We start from the raw sequence: 16,201 nt of genomic DNA, 5'->3' as shown, positions 1-16,201 counted from the left end.
TGTGCGGGGTTTTTAGCCTCGCACTCTCAACTAAGCTTTTTCTGGTTCTTTTTCGTTTAAAGCTTCCAATCGATTCATCCCCATTCCCAATCCTATTCCCGCCAAACAAGCAAGTAGTGGCAACCAAACATCTTCGGTAGACTGAGGGAGAATATTTTTTGCAGTAGCGATTTGAATGTCTCGTTTTACTTCACCTGATCGCCCAACAATTGTTTGTCCATTGGCATAATCCTTGAAAGGCCAAAGGATAAAGAAGGAGCCTAAAATCAATCCTAACAAAAAAGTCATTGTATGTGATTTGTATTTCTGGAAGAGCCACTTTACAAAGTGAGTAAACACTATGAGACCAACCAAACAACCAATACCAAAGGCCATTAAAAAAACGATCGAAGAAAGTTCGGTTATAGTGGAAAGTTTTCCAATGACAATTTGGTATTCTCCTAGAACTAACATTATATAAGAGCCAGAAATGCCAGGCAGGATCATTGCAGATATAGCAATCGCACCAGTTAATAAGGCAACAAGTGGATTCTCAGACCCAACATTTTCTCCCATAAAAAAAGAGGGAACGATAGTAAGAACAATGCCTGGGAGCAAAAATAACCAAACGACAAAACTATGCTTTTCGATCAATTTGTAAGGTACGGAGAGAGAAGGTAGAATCAATCCAATAAACAATGCCAAAGTAGGCGCCGGATGGTTTTGCAAAAGATACTGAATGAGTTTTGCCCCGGACACAACGGAGATCAAAAGCCCAAGTCCCAGAAAGAGTAAAAACCAAAGGTCTATGCGTTTCATTTCAGAAAAAAAGGAGGATTGTTTCTCTTTTTGCCAAAAACCAAATATAAATTGTAAAGTGATTTTGATTGTATCTAGAGTGATGGATGTAATAGCACCTAACAACCGATCATACAGACCTAAAATTAAAGCAAAAGTTCCACCTGAAACTCCAGGGATTAGATTTGCGATTCCGATGAGGAAACCGTTCAAAATGCAAAAGAGGATTTCTTTCTTTGATAGAGGCATAGGAATAGAGCCTATCTTGCCACTAAATTAAGCAATATTTTTTCTTCTATTTAGGACTGATTGTCTAACAAAAACATAAACGACTACATAAAGAAAAATGATAAGCAACATCCAACCCTCACTGCTTAGATCTGTTTTTATGAACCCCAATTGATAGCAAAGTAGCAAACTCCAAGCCGGTAGATTCGAAAATACCATGATAAGACATACCATCGCTTTTGTTATCTTAAGCTCTGTTAAATATTGGTACAAATGTTCTCTATGCGCAGAGAAGAGAGATTTTTTTTGGATTGCTCGCACAAACAAAGTGATGAGCCCATCCGTCCAAAAAGTAGGTGAGAGAAAAAAGTATATGAAAATAGAATCAGAAACCTTTCCCAGGCTTTCTTTTTGAAAACACAATGGAAGAAAAGCTAGGAAAAAACCAATGCTAAGTGAGCCACTATCGCCCATAAATAATTTTGCTTTTGGATAATTGTAAAAAGCAAATCCGCTAAGAGACACACAGAATAAAAAGGGAATTAAAGCATAGGATACTTCCATTTGGAAAGAAATGCCCAATAGAACCGGTAAAAATAAAAATCCCAGTGCCAGTGTCCCCACCAAATAAAGGTCCAAACCATCCATAAAGTTTATAAGATTGATAAAAAATACAATGGTAGTACTACCTAAGAGAAGATGAATCCATTCGTTTCCAATTTGTATACCGAAGAGAGAGAATTGAAACTTTAGAGCGTGTAGTAGGTAGAAAACAACTGAATATTCCAATAAGAGTCTTATAATAGGTGTTAGATGAAAAATATCATCAAAAAAACCTAGCATGCAAAAAAAGACCAGTCCAAATATGAAATAGTACATCTTTGGTTCTGCCGGAAATTTTGGAATAAATGAGATAACATCTGTTTGTTCCAATAACAACCATAAGAAGACAGAAATGAGAAAGCATGGTATGAATACCATTCCTCCAGACTTTTTGGTTCTTTCTGTATGAAGGCTTCTTTCATTGGGAATGTCTTGGATTCCAAAATTACTAAACACATAGAAAGTATGTAGGAGTATACTCAACAAAAAAGAGGAACCAATAAGGACTAGAAAAAGGGCGCTCATCACCCCAAATTTCGGAGAGTGCCAAGTTTTGGCAGTTTTTTATTGCAAAAAAGGGTACACATTCCAGTTTTAAATTTATGTTTCAAGGCGTCTACACTGCAGTTATCACCCCTTTTCGGGGCAAAAAAATCGATTATGACCGATATTTTGCCATACTCGAAAACCAAATTCGCTCCGGGGTTGCTGGCATAGTTCCCTGCGGCACTACGGGTGAATCACCTACGCTCTCTCATGAGGAACACAAAGAACTCATACAGAAGACAGTAGAGGTAGTTGCAAAGCGAATCCAGGTCATTGCAGGCACGGGTTCCAATTCAACGCAGGAAGCCATTGAGCTAACCGAAAGCGCCTGCAAAGCAGGGGTGGATGGGGTTTTGTCCGTTAATCCTTATTACAATAAACCAACACAAGAAGGACTTTTCCGCCATTTTTCAGAGGTAGCCGATCACTCAAGTGTTCCTGTTATGCTCTACAACATTCCAGGCAGGACAAACGTAAACCTATTACCCGAAACTGTGCAAAGGTTGGCTTCAGTCAAAAATATAGCATCGATCAAAGAGGCTACGGGTGATTTAGGACAAATGGCTAAGGTGGTATCTCTTGTGCCACCAACCTTTACCTTACTTTCAGGTGATGACAATTTAACGCTTCCCGTTCTTTCGATCGGAGGGAAAGGTGTTGTTTCAGTAGTCAGCAATTTGTTCCCAAGAGCATGTGTGGATATGGTCTCGCTCTTCCACCGTGGAGAGATCGAGGCAAGTCGAAAGATTTACTTCAAACTTTTGCCTGTATTTATCAATGCATTCATCGAAACCAATCCTATCCCAATCAAAGCGGCCATGAGTTGGTTTGGTTATTGTGAGAATGAGCTCCGCTTACCGATGACGCCCTTAAGCTCCGGAAAAGCTTCCGATGACTTCAAAACAATTGTATTTAAATTGAGAGAGGAAGGCATTGTCTAAAATCAAAATAGGATTGATTGGAGCAAATGGTAGGATGGGCAAAGCCATCATACAGGTGTTAGCGGCTTCAAATCGTTCTACACTCTCCGCAAGTGTTGTCAAAAAAGATTCCGTGTTCGTCGGTTTAGATTCAGGCATTCACTCTGGCCTAAAAGAAAATCAGATTTTATTCCATTCCGACTTGGCGAAGGCCTGCGACGCATCCGATATTCTCATCGACTTTAGTTCTCATAGTGCATTTACAGAGAATTTACAAACGGCTGCTCAATACAAAAAACCAATCGTAATCGGAACCACGGGACTAACAGATGTAGATCGAAATTTAATCAAAGATTTATCTATGCAAATCCCTATCGTATTTTCACCCAATATGTCTATTGGTGTAAATTTACTGTTTAAGCTGACAGAAATCGCAGCCAAAGTTTTAGATGAAGGATTTGATATTGAGGTTTTGGACATCCACCACCGTCATAAAAAGGATGCCCCTTCAGGCACTGCTCAACACTTGAAAGAAATCCTTTTGAAAAGTTTGGATAGAAATGAGAAAAACGTTATCTATGGTCGGCATGGTATGTACCCTGAGCGTGACTCTAAAGAAATCGCAATGCATACCATGAGGGCAGGCGAAGTAATCGGCGATCATACTGTATATTTTTTAAGTGCAGAAGAGAGGATTGAGATATCACACAAAGCCCAAGACCGAAAAACTTTCGCGGTCGGGGCAGTGAAAGCCGCGGAATTCCTTAAGGATAAGTCAAAGGGTCTATACAATATGTTTGATGTTTTAGGGATCTAAATTGGATTTTTTAAGAGGATTGTATATAATTCCATGGAGTAAAAATTATATCTCAATCACTCTTGATGTACTCATCGTTTCTTATATTATTTATAAGACATACACAACTCTCCGTAGAACGAGAGGATTGCAACTGTTATTGGGCGTGGGGCTCATTTGGATCTCTGGTAGTTTAGCTGAATACTTTAATTTTGAACTCTTAGAATGGATTCTTACAAACATCCGACCTGCTTTGGTTTTTGCCATCATCGTGCTCTTGCAGCCAGAGTTGAGAAGATTGACAGGAGATTTTGCGAAGTTAAAGTTTCTCCGACTCTTTTTTTTAAAGCCTGTTTTTGACCTAGACCCTATCATAGATGCCGTGAGAGCAATGGCCTCGGCGAAGATTGGTTCATTAATCGTACTCGTAAAAGATATAAGCTTAAAGGATATATCGGAAAATTCAGTTCCTTTGGATTCGATTGTAAGCTCAGAACTTCTACAAACCATTTTCTTTAAAAATTCACCATTGCACGATGGTGCAGTGATCATAGAACAAAATCGCATCGTATCTGCAGCATCTTACTTACCGATGAGTTCTAATATGGAAAATACAACAATGGGAGCTCGGCATCGATCTGCTTTGGGTTTGAGTGAGGAGACAGATGCAATTGTCATTGTTACTTCGGAAGAAACAGGAGAAATCACTGTTTGTTTTGCAGGTGAAATGTTTCATCCAGTAAAGCCATTGGAGCTAAAGCCATTGATCAACCAATTGATGTCAGGTGGGCAGAAGAAGGTAAATCTTGACTTAGATAAAAAAGTCAAGAAGGAGAAATGATTATATCAATGGTTGTAAAAGTATTAGAAAAACTGTTGAGAAATTGGAAAGCAAAGATTGCATCCTTTCTAATTGCCTGCATTTTTTATATCAATCTTCAGAATTCAAAGATATTAATCAAGACGGTAAACGTTCCTATAGAATATCCGAAGTTAAGTGGAAACCTCTCCTATTCAAAAAATGCGGAGAAAACCATCCCTGTAAGAGTGGAAGGCTTAAAGGATGTTGTAAATTATTATTCTCAATTCATGAAAGCCGTGATTGATCCTGAGGACGTTCAGTACGGAGTCACAGAAGTTCCTATCAAAAAAATTGTAGGAGTCCCAAGTGGTGTTAAAGTCACAAAACTTAAAAAAACAGTGCCTGTAGAGATAGAATCTCGTGGACTTAAAGTTGTTCAGCTTGAGGCTAGTTTTGAGGGTAGTCCACCACCTAATTTTGAAAAGTTGACTCAAATTTTAAGTCCTTCCAAGGTAACTATCAGTGGTAAACCACAGGATTTAGAAAAATTGAATAAGATCACTTTACCAGAGATCAATCTGAATGATAGGAAGGAACCATTTGCTAAGACAGTGCGCATTCCTGACTTACCTAAGGGGATAAATTTACTCGGATCGAGAGATGTTACCGTAAATGTGAACATCATTCCTATGGCCTACAAAACAGGTGAACAGACTGCAGCTGGTATTCCTATCGTTTGCACCGGGCTTGATCCGAGATTGGAAGCTGAGTTTTCTGAAGACCAGATAGCAATCCGATATTTTTCAATCAAACCAATCCGTTCTGCTCAAATTCTCACGGGACTTGTAGCACAAGTTCCCTGCAATTATACCTATGACCCGATCAAAAATAAAATTGTACCTGATACTCAGCCACAGATTGCAAAAGTGAGAGTCATCAAAAGTAAAGATCTTAAAAATACAGAGATTTTACAAATCAGTCCAGAAAAAATAGAAATTCGTTACCGTGTTCGGGATACAAACTCTCTAGATCCAGATAACAACGATTCAGGCGATGAAGGTTCTACTTTGGAAGAGCCTCCATTTTGGAAAGAAGGAAATAAAAGTTAAAGTTCTAAGTTTGCAAAGACTTAAAGAATTTATGAATCTCCTCATATGAGCCCTTTGCATTTTCCCATTGCGGGTAGTGTCCGATCTCTGGCCACCTTATGATGCGTGCATTTTTTAATTTCAATTTTTCTAAATAATCAACTAAATGTTTTCCACTCACTGGATCACTTTCCCCATTGATAAACAATAAAGGAACTTCAGTTTGTTCTATTGCTTTGTGCCAACGATCTGCATATTGCTTTCTATCTTTAATATAGTGCAATAGCCGATTGCCTATTTTCACATTTCCTGGATAAGTTACAATTTTCCAGAGAGAGGCTAATTCTCTCTCTTCTGGCTTTGTATTTGGTCCAAAGACTTCTGAAAACGCCTTTGAAAATTTTTTAAAGTTAAATAACTTCGCAAGGAATGCTCCAAGATAAGGAATCGTTAGTAATTTCTGTGTTGTTGTGGGTCGGTGGAGGTGAGGAAATAGACCACCATTTAAGAACACAGCGCCATCTATTTCATATTTTTTTGTTTTTGGATCAAGGTGTCTGGCTAAGATTTCTTGGCCCACACTTACAGCATAATCATGGAAAACAAATTTTACCCGTTTCAGTGCATTTTTCTCAATGAAGGATTCTATAATATCCGTTTGTTCTATGATGTGGTAATTGTGTTTTTCTGGTTTTGAAGAATAACCAAATCCTAAAAAATCGATCGCAAAACAGTTATAAAAACGGCTAAACCCGGCAAAAACTTTTGAATAATCCCACGAGGAAGTAGGAAATCCATGTAATAAGAGTAAGTTGGAACCTCTTCCTTCATTTATATAAAAAATTTGAAATTTGTTATAATCAAAATACTTCCCACTTGCTAGCCATTCTGTCGCATTTCGTTTAGGGAGATTGGATTCATTCATACATCTAATGTAAAAATTTGATTTAGCTATGCGTCAATGAAAAACTCCTTAGAATGGGGATTCTGCTTGTCGATACTCTAATTAATCCAGTTTATCATGACAACGTATCCATTACAATTTTTTCAAGTTCCCACTGGGCCAATGAGTAACTGGGATTATTTTTGGTACCAAATCCCATTTGGAGCGCCTGGAATCATAACCTTTTTGGTCGGTGTTTTTTTAAGTTATTTTGCCTTTCAGAAATTTCGAAATTCGAGTGGAGATGAAAGGATCTTTAATTTTAACTTGGCTGTTTCCTTTGTGAGCTTTGGATCCATAGGTCTTGTTCTTACACTTCGAGCCTGGATACAAGACATTGATTCTCTTATTTTTTGGAATGATGTTCTTTACTTTTTAGTTGCACCTCTGGCACCAAGTGGACTCTATCTAGCCTATGCAATGACAGGGAAAAGGACAAAACTTTTACTCTATTGGTCTTATCTTCTTTGGATCGCATCATTAGTATTGTACTTTGGTATTCTGATAGGGAAGGGATTTGAAAGGGAGATATTTGAATTTCCGTTTGGTAAGTATCCAAAAGGGAGTGCCTTTATTCGTCCATGGGGAATCCTAGCTCCCATCGGGTATTTATTCTTAATACTTCCAGCTTTTATTCGCTACTATTCAATCATGAGAGCGAATTACCATCCTGCCTTGATCCATGGGGTAAATTTACTTTTTTTGCTCATAGTGTCAAATGCTCCCAGTATCCTAGGATACAAAGTGTACCCAGGTGGATTCTTTCTCTTCATTCCAATGTTGATGGTTGCCTATGGGGTTTTTCGTTCAGACTTTTTGGATGTAAACGAACTTCTCTTTCAAAAAAATGGAATGTTTTATTTTCTTTTCGCTCTACTTTCTTTTGTTTTAATTTTTATTTCATTTGGTGTTTCCTTTGGTCTATCTCCCTTGTCATATGAGGCATCGAAGTGGTATCCTTGGGGCATTCCACCCGTTTTGAGCGTCTTCACGGCGGTCTTTCTTTCCATCATCGTTGCAGGTGCAAATCCATCTGCGCGTTTGAACCAACTATGTGCGTTTGCTTTGATTCTGACCGGTTTCTATGTAATGCAGTCTGTTCCGCTTAAATTAAATGTTTCATATGTGGTACAACTTCGTGTATCTCAAATTACCTTTGTTGCTTTTTCTTTTGCACCTAGCATCATGGTACGTTTGGTTTTTGAAGCTGTTTCTCAAAAAGAACCCAAATGGATTCGAATCATTGATGCTTTTTGTTTCATTGGAGCTATGTTATCACCATCCCCATATCTTTTTGTTGGCTATTTCGTATACCCTTGGTCAAGGGTACATCATGGTGGTCCTGCAGAAGCTTTAATCGGTGTTACTGGTATTCTAGGTTTTGCCCTTGTCCTCTGGACTTTCTTTCGAAATCGAGGATTCATAAACTTTGCCTCAAAGTGGATCATTGGATCTTTTATGTTATCATCTGCTATGCTTTTATTGGCACTTTTACCTTCCCATGGAATTCCTTTAGTGCCGATAAGCGATTTTCAATTTATACCTGCATTTATTCTTGGTTATGCGGTATTAAAACATGGTGCTCTATCTTTGGAAGGAAGGACCATACAACTAAGCCAAAAATTAGCTAATCTTGGATTGCTAACAATGGGTATCGCAGGTATCCTTTACTTTCCTCTGATCCGAGATCATTATGGGATGGGCGAGTCTGCATTTCATTTATTAATGATCGTACTTCCTTTGATCCTATTCAATTATCTAGTCATCTACATAATGTCACGTCCTCTAGCAGAAGAATTGGATATTAGCTATTTTCTTTTGGATTTAGAAAAACAAAAAGCAGATGAAGAGAGAGAAAAGGCATTGATTGCACAAGATAAAGCAGAAGAAGCACAAGAAGAATCAGAAAAGCTTTTGCTTAACATTTTGCCTTTTAAAGTGGCTCAAGAGCTAAAAGAAAAAGGCTCGGTAACTCCAGCGAGGTACGAGAAAGTTACCGTGCTTTTTACAGATTTTAAGGGATTTACAAAAGTTGCAGAAGGAATGGAAGAACAGGAACTTTTACAAGAGTTAGATGCTTGTTTTACTCAATTCGATGAAATCATTCTTAGGAATAATTTAGAGAAATTAAAGACCATTGGAGACTCTTATATGTGTGCTGGTGGTTTACCTGTTCCAAATTTTACAAATGCGATTGATTCTTGTCTGGCAGCATTGGAAATCCAAAGTTTTATGAACCAACTCAAAGAGATTAAAATTTCTCTTGGTTTACCATTCTGGGAATTGCGTTTGGGAATTCATACAGGGCCTGTTGTTGCAGGGGTTGTGGGTAGGTTTAAGTTTGCTTATGACATTTGGGGAGATACCGTAAACACTGCGTCTCGAATGGAATCAAGTGGGCAGACTGGCATGATCAATATTTCGAGAGAAACCTTTGAAGATGTAAAATATTTTTTTGAAACCGAATACAGAGGCAAAATCTACGGAAAGAATAAAGGCGAGTTGGATATGTTTTTTTTGCATAGACTGAAGCTAAAATATTCAGTAGACCAGGATGGAAAGGCTCCCAACCAATTGTTTCGCGATATATACGCAAAACTTCATGGCGGAGCCAAAGTTAGGTGGAAATCGGTGGAGCGAACCGATTAAGTTTGCTCCTCTTCGGCAAGCCAGGTTCTTAAGAGCTGCGCTACATCCTCTGGCTTTTCTTTCGCGAGATTGATAGCATTCTCCAATAACTCTCTTCGTAATTTCTCATCGAGAGATAATTCAACCTCAGCACCACCTTCATCCATGACACGAAGGGCTGCCTCACGCATCATCTGCTGTTGTGCTGCAAGCTCTTCTTCTCTGAGTCTTCTTCTTCTTGCGATCTCTTTTTTAATCGCTCTGTAAACGAGAACGGCTAGGATGAGAAGGATTAGAATGATGAGAGAGGCAATGACCATATTTCGAATAGCTCTTTGTCGCTGGAATTCTTCATCCTCTAATCGAAATTGTTCCGTGCGATCTTTAGGAATGGTTATTACGCTTATCTGATCTCCTCTAGACCGAGTGTAACCGATTGCTGCTTCCAAGTTTTTACGGATAAGTTTGAGATCACTTTCCGAGACAGGTAGGTATTTCCTTTCATAACCCAATCCATCTTCTCTCTCTTTTCTTTCCCAAAGACCATCAACAACAACAGACAATCCGATTTTGTCGATTTTCCATGGTTGTCGCTTTATATCTTTTACTCTTTTGTTGAATTCATAATTATTGATATTTTCATCTTTAGAATATTCTGCTTTTTGATAGTCGGTATCCTTATATCCTGGCGGAAGGTTTGGTTCCGTACCTGCGGGACCATCTGGTGTGAAGCCTCTTCCCTTAAATGATTCTTTCGTTTCCTTTGATGAAACCTTAAGGGAATATCCATCAACTAACTTTCTTTCCGAGTAGGGAGTGTCTGGGTTGTCATATTCCGCAACAACAGGCATCACCTCATTTTCTGTTAGAGACTCTTGGTCCCAATTGAGGCTGTATTCAAATCTAGTAATGTCGACTCTGTCTTCACCACCTAAATACCATCTTAAAGTATTTCTTATATCAATGAGCCTCTTGACTCTTTCTTCTTCTTCTATCCTAAGTTTCTCTTGGACAATCCGTAATTCTAATTTCTCTTTTTCTAGGTCTTCTTCGAAATCAGAAATGATCTTTCCATCGGCATCTGCCACACTTACATTTTCAGGCTTCAGTTTTGGAACAGCTCGTGCGACTAAATTCACGATGCCTTTCACTTCTTTTTTACTTAAGCCTTCTACACCAGGGCGAAAATGTAAAATTACACTCGCCTTGACTGGATATGAGTTTGATTCAAATAGATCAGCCTCGGGCATGGCAATGTTCACATCGGCCTTTTCAATAGGGCGAAGTGTCATGAGTGATTTTTCAATCGCTCCCTTGAGAGCTCGGTACTTCTTTATATCTTTGTCGAATTGTGTCTCCGTAAACTTTTCAATATCGAACAATTCCCATCCTGAGACTCCTGCCGGGATTAAATTTTCTTGTGCGAGTTTTGTTACGATTTCTTGCCTCTGGTCAGGGTCAACGGTGATGACTGAAGTATCGCTTGAACCATAGCTATAACCTAAAGCATCTAACTTTTTTGTTACTTCAGAAAAGTCCTTTGGGTCTAAATCCTTGAACAGAACGATACGATTTTTTTGTGAGGAGACATTGGATAAGATAACAACGGCAACAACAATGACTAAGACCACTCCACCCAATATTAGCTTTTTTGTGTTGTCTAGTTTGTTGAATAGTTCTTTGACTTTGTCTAAAATTTTCTGTAAGGCTTCGGGCATAGTTTCACATCGTCCTGATTAGAGACATAATGTTAAGATTCTCGGGAAATGTACAAGCTTTTTTAAGCAAATTCCCTCCCAGAACCGAAAAATCTTTAGGTTTGTCGGTTTTTTGCAGCCTGCTTGGAATACTTTCTCTGGTAGACAAAACGTATGGCTCGCGCCTCAAACCAGGGGACCGCCTTCCCCCCTCCCAAAATCCTGGCCTCGATAAACGATTTACAAGCCTTTTCGAAAACATGGCACACTGCATGTAAGTCATCGATCGTTTCGTGAGCAAGAAAGGCACCCATCCCCTGCAAAAGAACTGCATTTCTTCCTTTCATCTTTTTTACAAGCAAAGGGAGGAGTTTGTCAATTGGCAGAGTGGAGGGAATGACAGGGACGTCTGGTCCTACGATTTGCGCCATATCGTCTAAGAAGGGTTTTACTGTTTCACCGGCTAAGGAACAGGTTTGGATATTTTCCTGGAAAGAATGGACAATGGCATTGCATTCGGGACGTGCCCTATAGATGGCTAGGTGGTAGGGGAGGTCTTCATGCGCGGAATCGGGTTTGGTGACTTCCTCTAAACTCACCTGTATCCATGGTTTGGCCGATTTAGCTTTGGCCCAGAGCAAAAAGTTTTTGGTTTTGGGGTTTATGTAGACTTTGTTCCCAACTCGGATGCTTAGACTTGAGTCTTGACTAAGAATCCCTTCTTTGGCCCAAGGCAATATAAATGGATACAGATCGTCCGGATGTTTTGGTGCACGCATTAGAATACCCCGACTCCGAACGTGGATACATACCATTCCCTTATATGTTTGGCAGAGTATTTAAGGCCGCTCCTCATTTGAAATTCTCTCTGTACCAATGCCTGCGCTGCTGTTTCCAATTCTAATGCAACGGCAAAGGCATCTTTCATATCTTTACCAATACAGAGAACACCATGGTTAGCTAAAAGTACTGCTTTGCTTCCCGATCTTTCCAAACAGGTGATGGCTGAGCGAATCAATTTTTTGGAGCCTGGAAGTGCATAGTCTGTGCAAAGGACTTCTCCCCCTATGGTTTCCGCCATAGATTTGCTGAGAAGAGGAATGTTTCGTCGTGCAGAAGCTACAACACTAGCGTGCAATTGATGGGTATGGATGATCGCATGGACATCTTGTCTCAATACATAGGTTTGTGAGTGAAGTCCTTTTTCATAGGAAGGTTTGATCACACCTTCGTGCTTCAAGTTATGCATATTTACTTTTACAATGTCTTCAGGTTCAAGGTCCTCATAAGTTCTACCGGTTGGTGTGATGACAAAATGATCTTTGTCGATCCTTTGGGAAATATTGCCCCAAGTTCGAGTGATCAATCCATCTCTTAACAACTGTATACCGGTGTCTCTGACAATTTTTTTTGCAGTTACTAAAGAATCTTTCATGAATTAAATTTCACTCCTTCTACTTTTTGGAAAACCCGCTCGAACCTGAGGAGAGCTTCGTCTATTATTTCGTCCGTGTCTTCCGCACTTGTATAGAGTCGACTCCCTGCTAGGGTAACGAGTCCCTCTGACATATAGGCAGCTCCCATTTCTTCCATTGCATGTTTTCTTTTTTTTGCCTCCGAGATGGTCTTCCAAATAGTCCAGAATTTTTTTAAGTTAATATCTAACAACATAGTGGCAACAGTTTCCAGGTGGCAGATAGAACCTTGGTTAAAGGCAACGAAGGGAAGTTCGTACTTTGCAATTAACTTTTTTAAGCCATTAGTTAATCGATCTCCTGCGCGGCCCGCTCTTTCACAAGCATTTGATTTTTCCATCTCACAAAGGGTGATATAGCCTGCCAATGAGCTTAGAGGATTGGCTGCCATGGTGCCCCCAATCAATGCTTTTTTAGCTCCAGTTTGTAAACCGGCAGAAACAAATTTCATAAATTCTTTTTTTCCGCCGAGACCGCCTGCAGACGGGTAGCCGCCCGCTACAACTTTTCCAAAGACAGTCAAGTCCGGACTAACTCCAAAATAACCTTGAGCCCCACTCAATCCAATACGAAAGGCAGTTACGACTTCATCGAAAATTAAAAGTGCTCCAAAGCGATCGCATAGTTCGCGAACTGCTTTATTAAAATTAAAATCAAGAGGTCTTGTCCCACTTTCTGGTCCAATAGGCTCCATAATGACTGCCGCAGTACCACCAAAGAAACGGTTTTTCTTTAATACGGATTCTAAAGAGTTCAAATCGTTCGGATAAAACTCTTGAGTATATTTGAATATAGATCTTGGTACTCCATGTGCTTCAAAATGTCGAGAACCTGGAATGCGAATACCATAGGCAAGTTGGTCACTCCAGCCATGGTAGGCTCCGCCCATTTTCACAATGTTTTTTTTCTGAGTGGCAAGTCTTGCTACCCGTATCGAAGCCATACATGCTTCCGTTCCAGAACCTAACATCCGAAACATTTCCACTGAAGGAACAAGTTGTACGATTTTCTCTGCGAGTTTATATTCATACTCATGGAAAAGTCCTGTGACTGGCCCTGTTGTGTTTAGAAGTTCAATTACCTTTTCTCGGACGATTTGAGGATTGCTTCCTAAGACCGTTGGACCGCCTGCCTGTAAAAAATCTATGTATTCATTCCCATCTAAATCATAAAGATATGCGCCTTTTGCCTGCGTGAAGACAAGTGGAAAGGGATGATTGAAAGCAAGGTTATGTTGTACTCCACCTGGAATGAAGGCAGATGCGGTATCGATCATAGCTTTGGATTGTTTGCATTTTTCTCCGAAATAGGAGTCTATGATCCTTTGCATTTCCTCCTTCCGAATGGACCGGATGGGAAGTTTCACCAATCGTCTTAAATCGGAATAGACTTGGGAAACGTTTGGATACTCGCTAATGGCAAACCCTGTCATGATTCTTTCCTTATTGCAAATTCCAGTTGACAATGAGTGAATACTCACTCATTGTCAAGGCATATTTTTCCTGTCCAAAACTTTCTTTTCGCAAGAGCAATCTGCAAGATATACTCCTCTGGAAGGATAGGATCAGAAATTTAGGAGAGAGTAGTGGGAAAACATTTCAACGAGATTTTTGAACGGATTTCCGATGAGAAGAGAACTCGGATTTTGAACATTGCCATTTCTGAATTTGCGAGCAAAGGCTTTACCAATACAAACACGAATACCATCGCAGAAAAAGCAGGAATTAGTGTTGGTTCTCTTTATAAGTATTTTGAAACCAAAGAAGATTTTTTCCTTACCGTCGTTGACTATGGAATTGCTCAACTTGAAGAAACCTTACGTTCGGTTTTGTTAGAGCCACTGGATTTATTGGGAAAAATTGAAAGGATCATTCGGATCATCCAAAAACATTCGAGGGAAAATGCGGATATCATTCGCTTATACAATGAGCTAACATCTGAAAGTAAAAAAGATTTGATCTCTCGTTTGTCAGGTGAAATGGAAAGTCTATCAGCAAACTATTATATAAAGTTAATTGAAGATTCGAAACAAGATGGACTTATCCGAGAAACGGTTGATAGTCGTCTTGCGGCTTTTTTGTTGGACAATTTGTTTATGACATTGCAGTTTTCTTATGCCACAGTTTACTACCGTGAGAGAATGAAGGTATATTTGGGGGAAACAAATGTGGATGATGATGAGGCCGTTGTCCGTGGGATGATGGATTTTATCAGAGGGGCTATCGCACGGATCTAGTTCTCCCCACCCTTCATTGGGTGGGGCGGCCACCCGCCACCCAATGAGGCCTTCCTACACCAACCCGATTTTCTTTTAAATCCAAATTACAATAATCAAAAAAAAATCATTTAGAAAGTTCATATTTCTCATCCCTTTGCCATCCAAGGAGATTCCCGCAAGCGTAGAACCAAAATGATTGTGAGGCAAGCCAATCCAAATAACACATAGGAAAATTGGATCATACCAAAAAGATGTAAGCCCAAAATAAAGATGATCCCTGAAATTTGTCCGGCTAACAGTAATAGTCCTTGGGAAGTAGATTCTGGTGCTGGGGAAGAAATCTCAGCCGCATAGAGAAACCCGATCGGTGCGCCGATTCCCAATAGAAAGAAACCTATCAAAACAGATGCCAATACCAATGTCGGAAAGGAATCATAAATTACAAATATGCCAAGTCCTAGAACAAAGCCAATCATTGAGATGATTAAAAAAATTTTTCTTTTTTGAAAACGATCCGAAAAAGGTGGGATACAAATGGCTCCTATTATTCCGGAGACTAAAATAGATCCACCTAACAGGCCTGACTGTTCGATATCAAATCCTTTTGCCTGTCCAATTTGGTCGATGCAAGTACTGATCGCGTTGAATACCCCTAGACCTATTAGAAACAAAAGCAAAACAAATTTAAAATCCTTTACCTTGCGTAAATGTTTGATTCCTTCTCGAAAAGGAATCTCGCGATCCTCGCCATGAGCCGCTGTAGAATGTTTGGGTTTCTCTCGGATGACCAATAAAGAGAGAATGGCTGAGATTATACTTAGAAAAGCATATAGTGAGAGCAAACCTTTGATACCTGGGAAAAGCAAGTTTACTTGAAAGCTATAGGGACCCACAAGCATTGCCGTTATGATTCCTATGAATTGTGCTAAAGTTCCGAGTGCAATTGCGCTTGCCCTTTCTTCTAAAGGAAACCACTGGAAACTTAACTTTGTAACAGCATTTAAGAGAAAAGGTTGAGCAATACCCAAGCCAACCTGTGTACAACAAACCAAAGCATAGGAATCAGACCCTAAACCTTTCGCCGTTCCGAAGAAAGCGGTCAGGATGGCGCCGATTCCCAAACCTTTTTGGATGCCATAGCGATCGATAAAATACGATGCTGGCAATGCAAGGAATAGATACAGGACTAGATACACTAAAGCAAGGAAATCAATGGCAAAGGCACTGGTATGGTAGAATTCCTGGGCTTCTCGTGCGATAGGAGCAAAGCTTAGCCATTGCAAGCAAATGGTAGCGGTCAGGAGAGAGTAAGCGAATAGGACTAACCAACGGTAGGGATCTTTTTGGTTTGTTTGGCTTTGCATGGGCTAGCTCCTTCAACAATCCACAATATAGAAAAATGGATTGCTTAAAAAATTGAGAATCTGGGACAATGTGAGTCACCACTCACTTTTTGTGTCTAGCAAAAAAATGAGGGTTT

At 39.7% G+C, this 16,201-nt stretch carries 14 protein-coding genes; 6 read left to right on the top strand and 8 right to left on the bottom strand.

Going from position 1 to position 16,201, the window contains the following annotated elements; genetic code table 11:
• Positions 1-30: 30 nt before the first annotated feature.
• Positions 31-990 (bottom strand): DUF368 domain-containing protein, encoded by a 960-nt coding sequence (locus DI060_RS10920; protein WP_244594367.1) that lies wholly within the window; start codon positions 988-990, stop codon positions 31-33.
• A gap of 63 nt (positions 991-1,053) precedes the next feature.
• Positions 1,054-2,133, bottom strand: a complete 1,080-nt coding sequence (locus tag DI060_RS10915) for an MraY family glycosyltransferase (RefSeq protein ID WP_108976531.1) — start codon at positions 2,131-2,133, stop codon at positions 1,054-1,056.
• A gap of 77 nt (positions 2,134-2,210) precedes the next feature.
• Between DI060_RS10915 and dapA the strand changes: the two genes are divergently transcribed.
• From dapA to DI060_RS10895, 4 genes are read left to right on the top strand one after another with little or no spacing between them, the layout of a single operon-like run.
• Entirely contained in the window at positions 2,211-3,095 is an 885-nt protein-coding gene (gene dapA / locus DI060_RS10910; RefSeq protein WP_108976530.1) for a 4-hydroxy-tetrahydrodipicolinate synthase, read from the top strand.
• The gene (gene dapB / locus DI060_RS10905) at positions 3,088-3,891 is read left to right on the top strand and encodes a 4-hydroxy-tetrahydrodipicolinate reductase (protein ID WP_108976529.1); all 804 of its coding nucleotides are present in this window, start codon (positions 3,088-3,090) and stop codon (positions 3,889-3,891) included. Before dapA ends, dapB begins: the two co-directional genes overlap by 8 nt.
• Before the next feature lies 1 nt (position 3,892).
• Positions 3,893-4,711, top strand: a complete 819-nt coding sequence (cdaA, locus tag DI060_RS10900; protein ID WP_108976528.1) for a diadenylate cyclase CdaA — start codon at positions 3,893-3,895, stop codon at positions 4,709-4,711.
• 8 nt (positions 4,712-4,719) lie between these two features.
• A complete protein-coding gene (locus DI060_RS10895; protein WP_108976527.1) occupies positions 4,720-5,781 on the top strand; it encodes a CdaR family protein in 1,062 nt (353 codons plus the stop codon).
• A gap of 4 nt (positions 5,782-5,785) precedes the next feature.
• Here DI060_RS10895 and DI060_RS10890 read toward each other — a convergent pair whose 3' ends face one another.
• Complete coding sequence (locus DI060_RS10890) at positions 5,786-6,685, bottom strand: alpha/beta fold hydrolase (RefSeq protein WP_108976526.1); 900 nt, start codon at positions 6,683-6,685, stop codon at positions 5,786-5,788.
• 96 nt (positions 6,686-6,781) lie between these two features.
• Here DI060_RS10890 and DI060_RS10885 point away from each other — a divergent pair, with 96 nt between their 5' ends.
• Positions 6,782-9,352 carry an adenylate/guanylate cyclase domain-containing protein gene (locus tag DI060_RS10885; RefSeq protein ID WP_108976525.1) on the top strand — a complete coding sequence of 857 codons (2,571 nt, stop codon included), beginning with the start codon at positions 6,782-6,784 and terminating at the stop codon, positions 9,350-9,352.
• Here DI060_RS10885 and fliF read toward each other — a convergent pair.
• The 4 genes from fliF to DI060_RS10865 form a co-directional block, all read right to left on the bottom strand.
• The gene (gene fliF, locus DI060_RS10880; protein WP_108976524.1) at positions 9,349-11,049 is read right to left on the bottom strand and encodes a flagellar basal-body MS-ring/collar protein FliF; all 1,701 of its coding nucleotides are present in this window, start codon (positions 11,047-11,049) and stop codon (positions 9,349-9,351) included. The two genes, DI060_RS10885 and fliF, sit on opposite strands and share 4 nt — an antisense overlap.
• Positions 11,050-11,144: 95 nt before the next feature.
• The gene (locus tag DI060_RS10875) at positions 11,145-11,807 is read right to left on the bottom strand and encodes a class II aldolase/adducin family protein (protein WP_108976523.1); all 663 of its coding nucleotides are present in this window, start codon (positions 11,805-11,807) and stop codon (positions 11,145-11,147) included.
• Entirely contained in the window at positions 11,807-12,463 is a 657-nt protein-coding gene (locus tag DI060_RS10870) for a class II aldolase/adducin family protein (RefSeq protein WP_108976522.1), read from the bottom strand. Before DI060_RS10870 ends, DI060_RS10875 begins: the two co-directional genes overlap by 1 nt.
• Positions 12,460-13,938 (bottom strand): aspartate aminotransferase family protein, encoded by a 1,479-nt coding sequence (locus DI060_RS10865; RefSeq protein WP_108976575.1) that lies wholly within the window; start codon positions 13,936-13,938, stop codon positions 12,460-12,462. The genes DI060_RS10870 and DI060_RS10865 overlap by 4 nt, the downstream gene beginning before the upstream one ends.
• Positions 13,939-14,088: 150 nt before the next feature.
• On the opposite strand from DI060_RS10865, the gene DI060_RS10860 reads away from it, so the two are divergent.
• Positions 14,089-14,739, top strand: coding sequence for a TetR/AcrR family transcriptional regulator (locus DI060_RS10860; protein ID WP_108976521.1), 651 nt, complete (start codon positions 14,089-14,091; stop codon positions 14,737-14,739).
• A gap of 128 nt (positions 14,740-14,867) precedes the next feature.
• Here DI060_RS10860 and DI060_RS10855 read toward each other — a convergent pair whose 3' ends face one another.
• Positions 14,868-16,085 (bottom strand): MFS transporter, encoded by a 1,218-nt coding sequence (locus tag DI060_RS10855; protein WP_108976520.1) that lies wholly within the window; start codon positions 16,083-16,085, stop codon positions 14,868-14,870.
• Positions 16,086-16,201: the final 116 nt, after the last annotated feature.

Origin of the sequence: Leptospira ryugenii, assembly GCF_003114855.1 — a bacterium.
GTDB lineage: Bacteria > Spirochaetota > Leptospiria > Leptospirales > Leptospiraceae > Leptospira_A > Leptospira_A ryugenii.
This window is presented reverse-complemented; position numbering and strand designations above follow the sequence as displayed.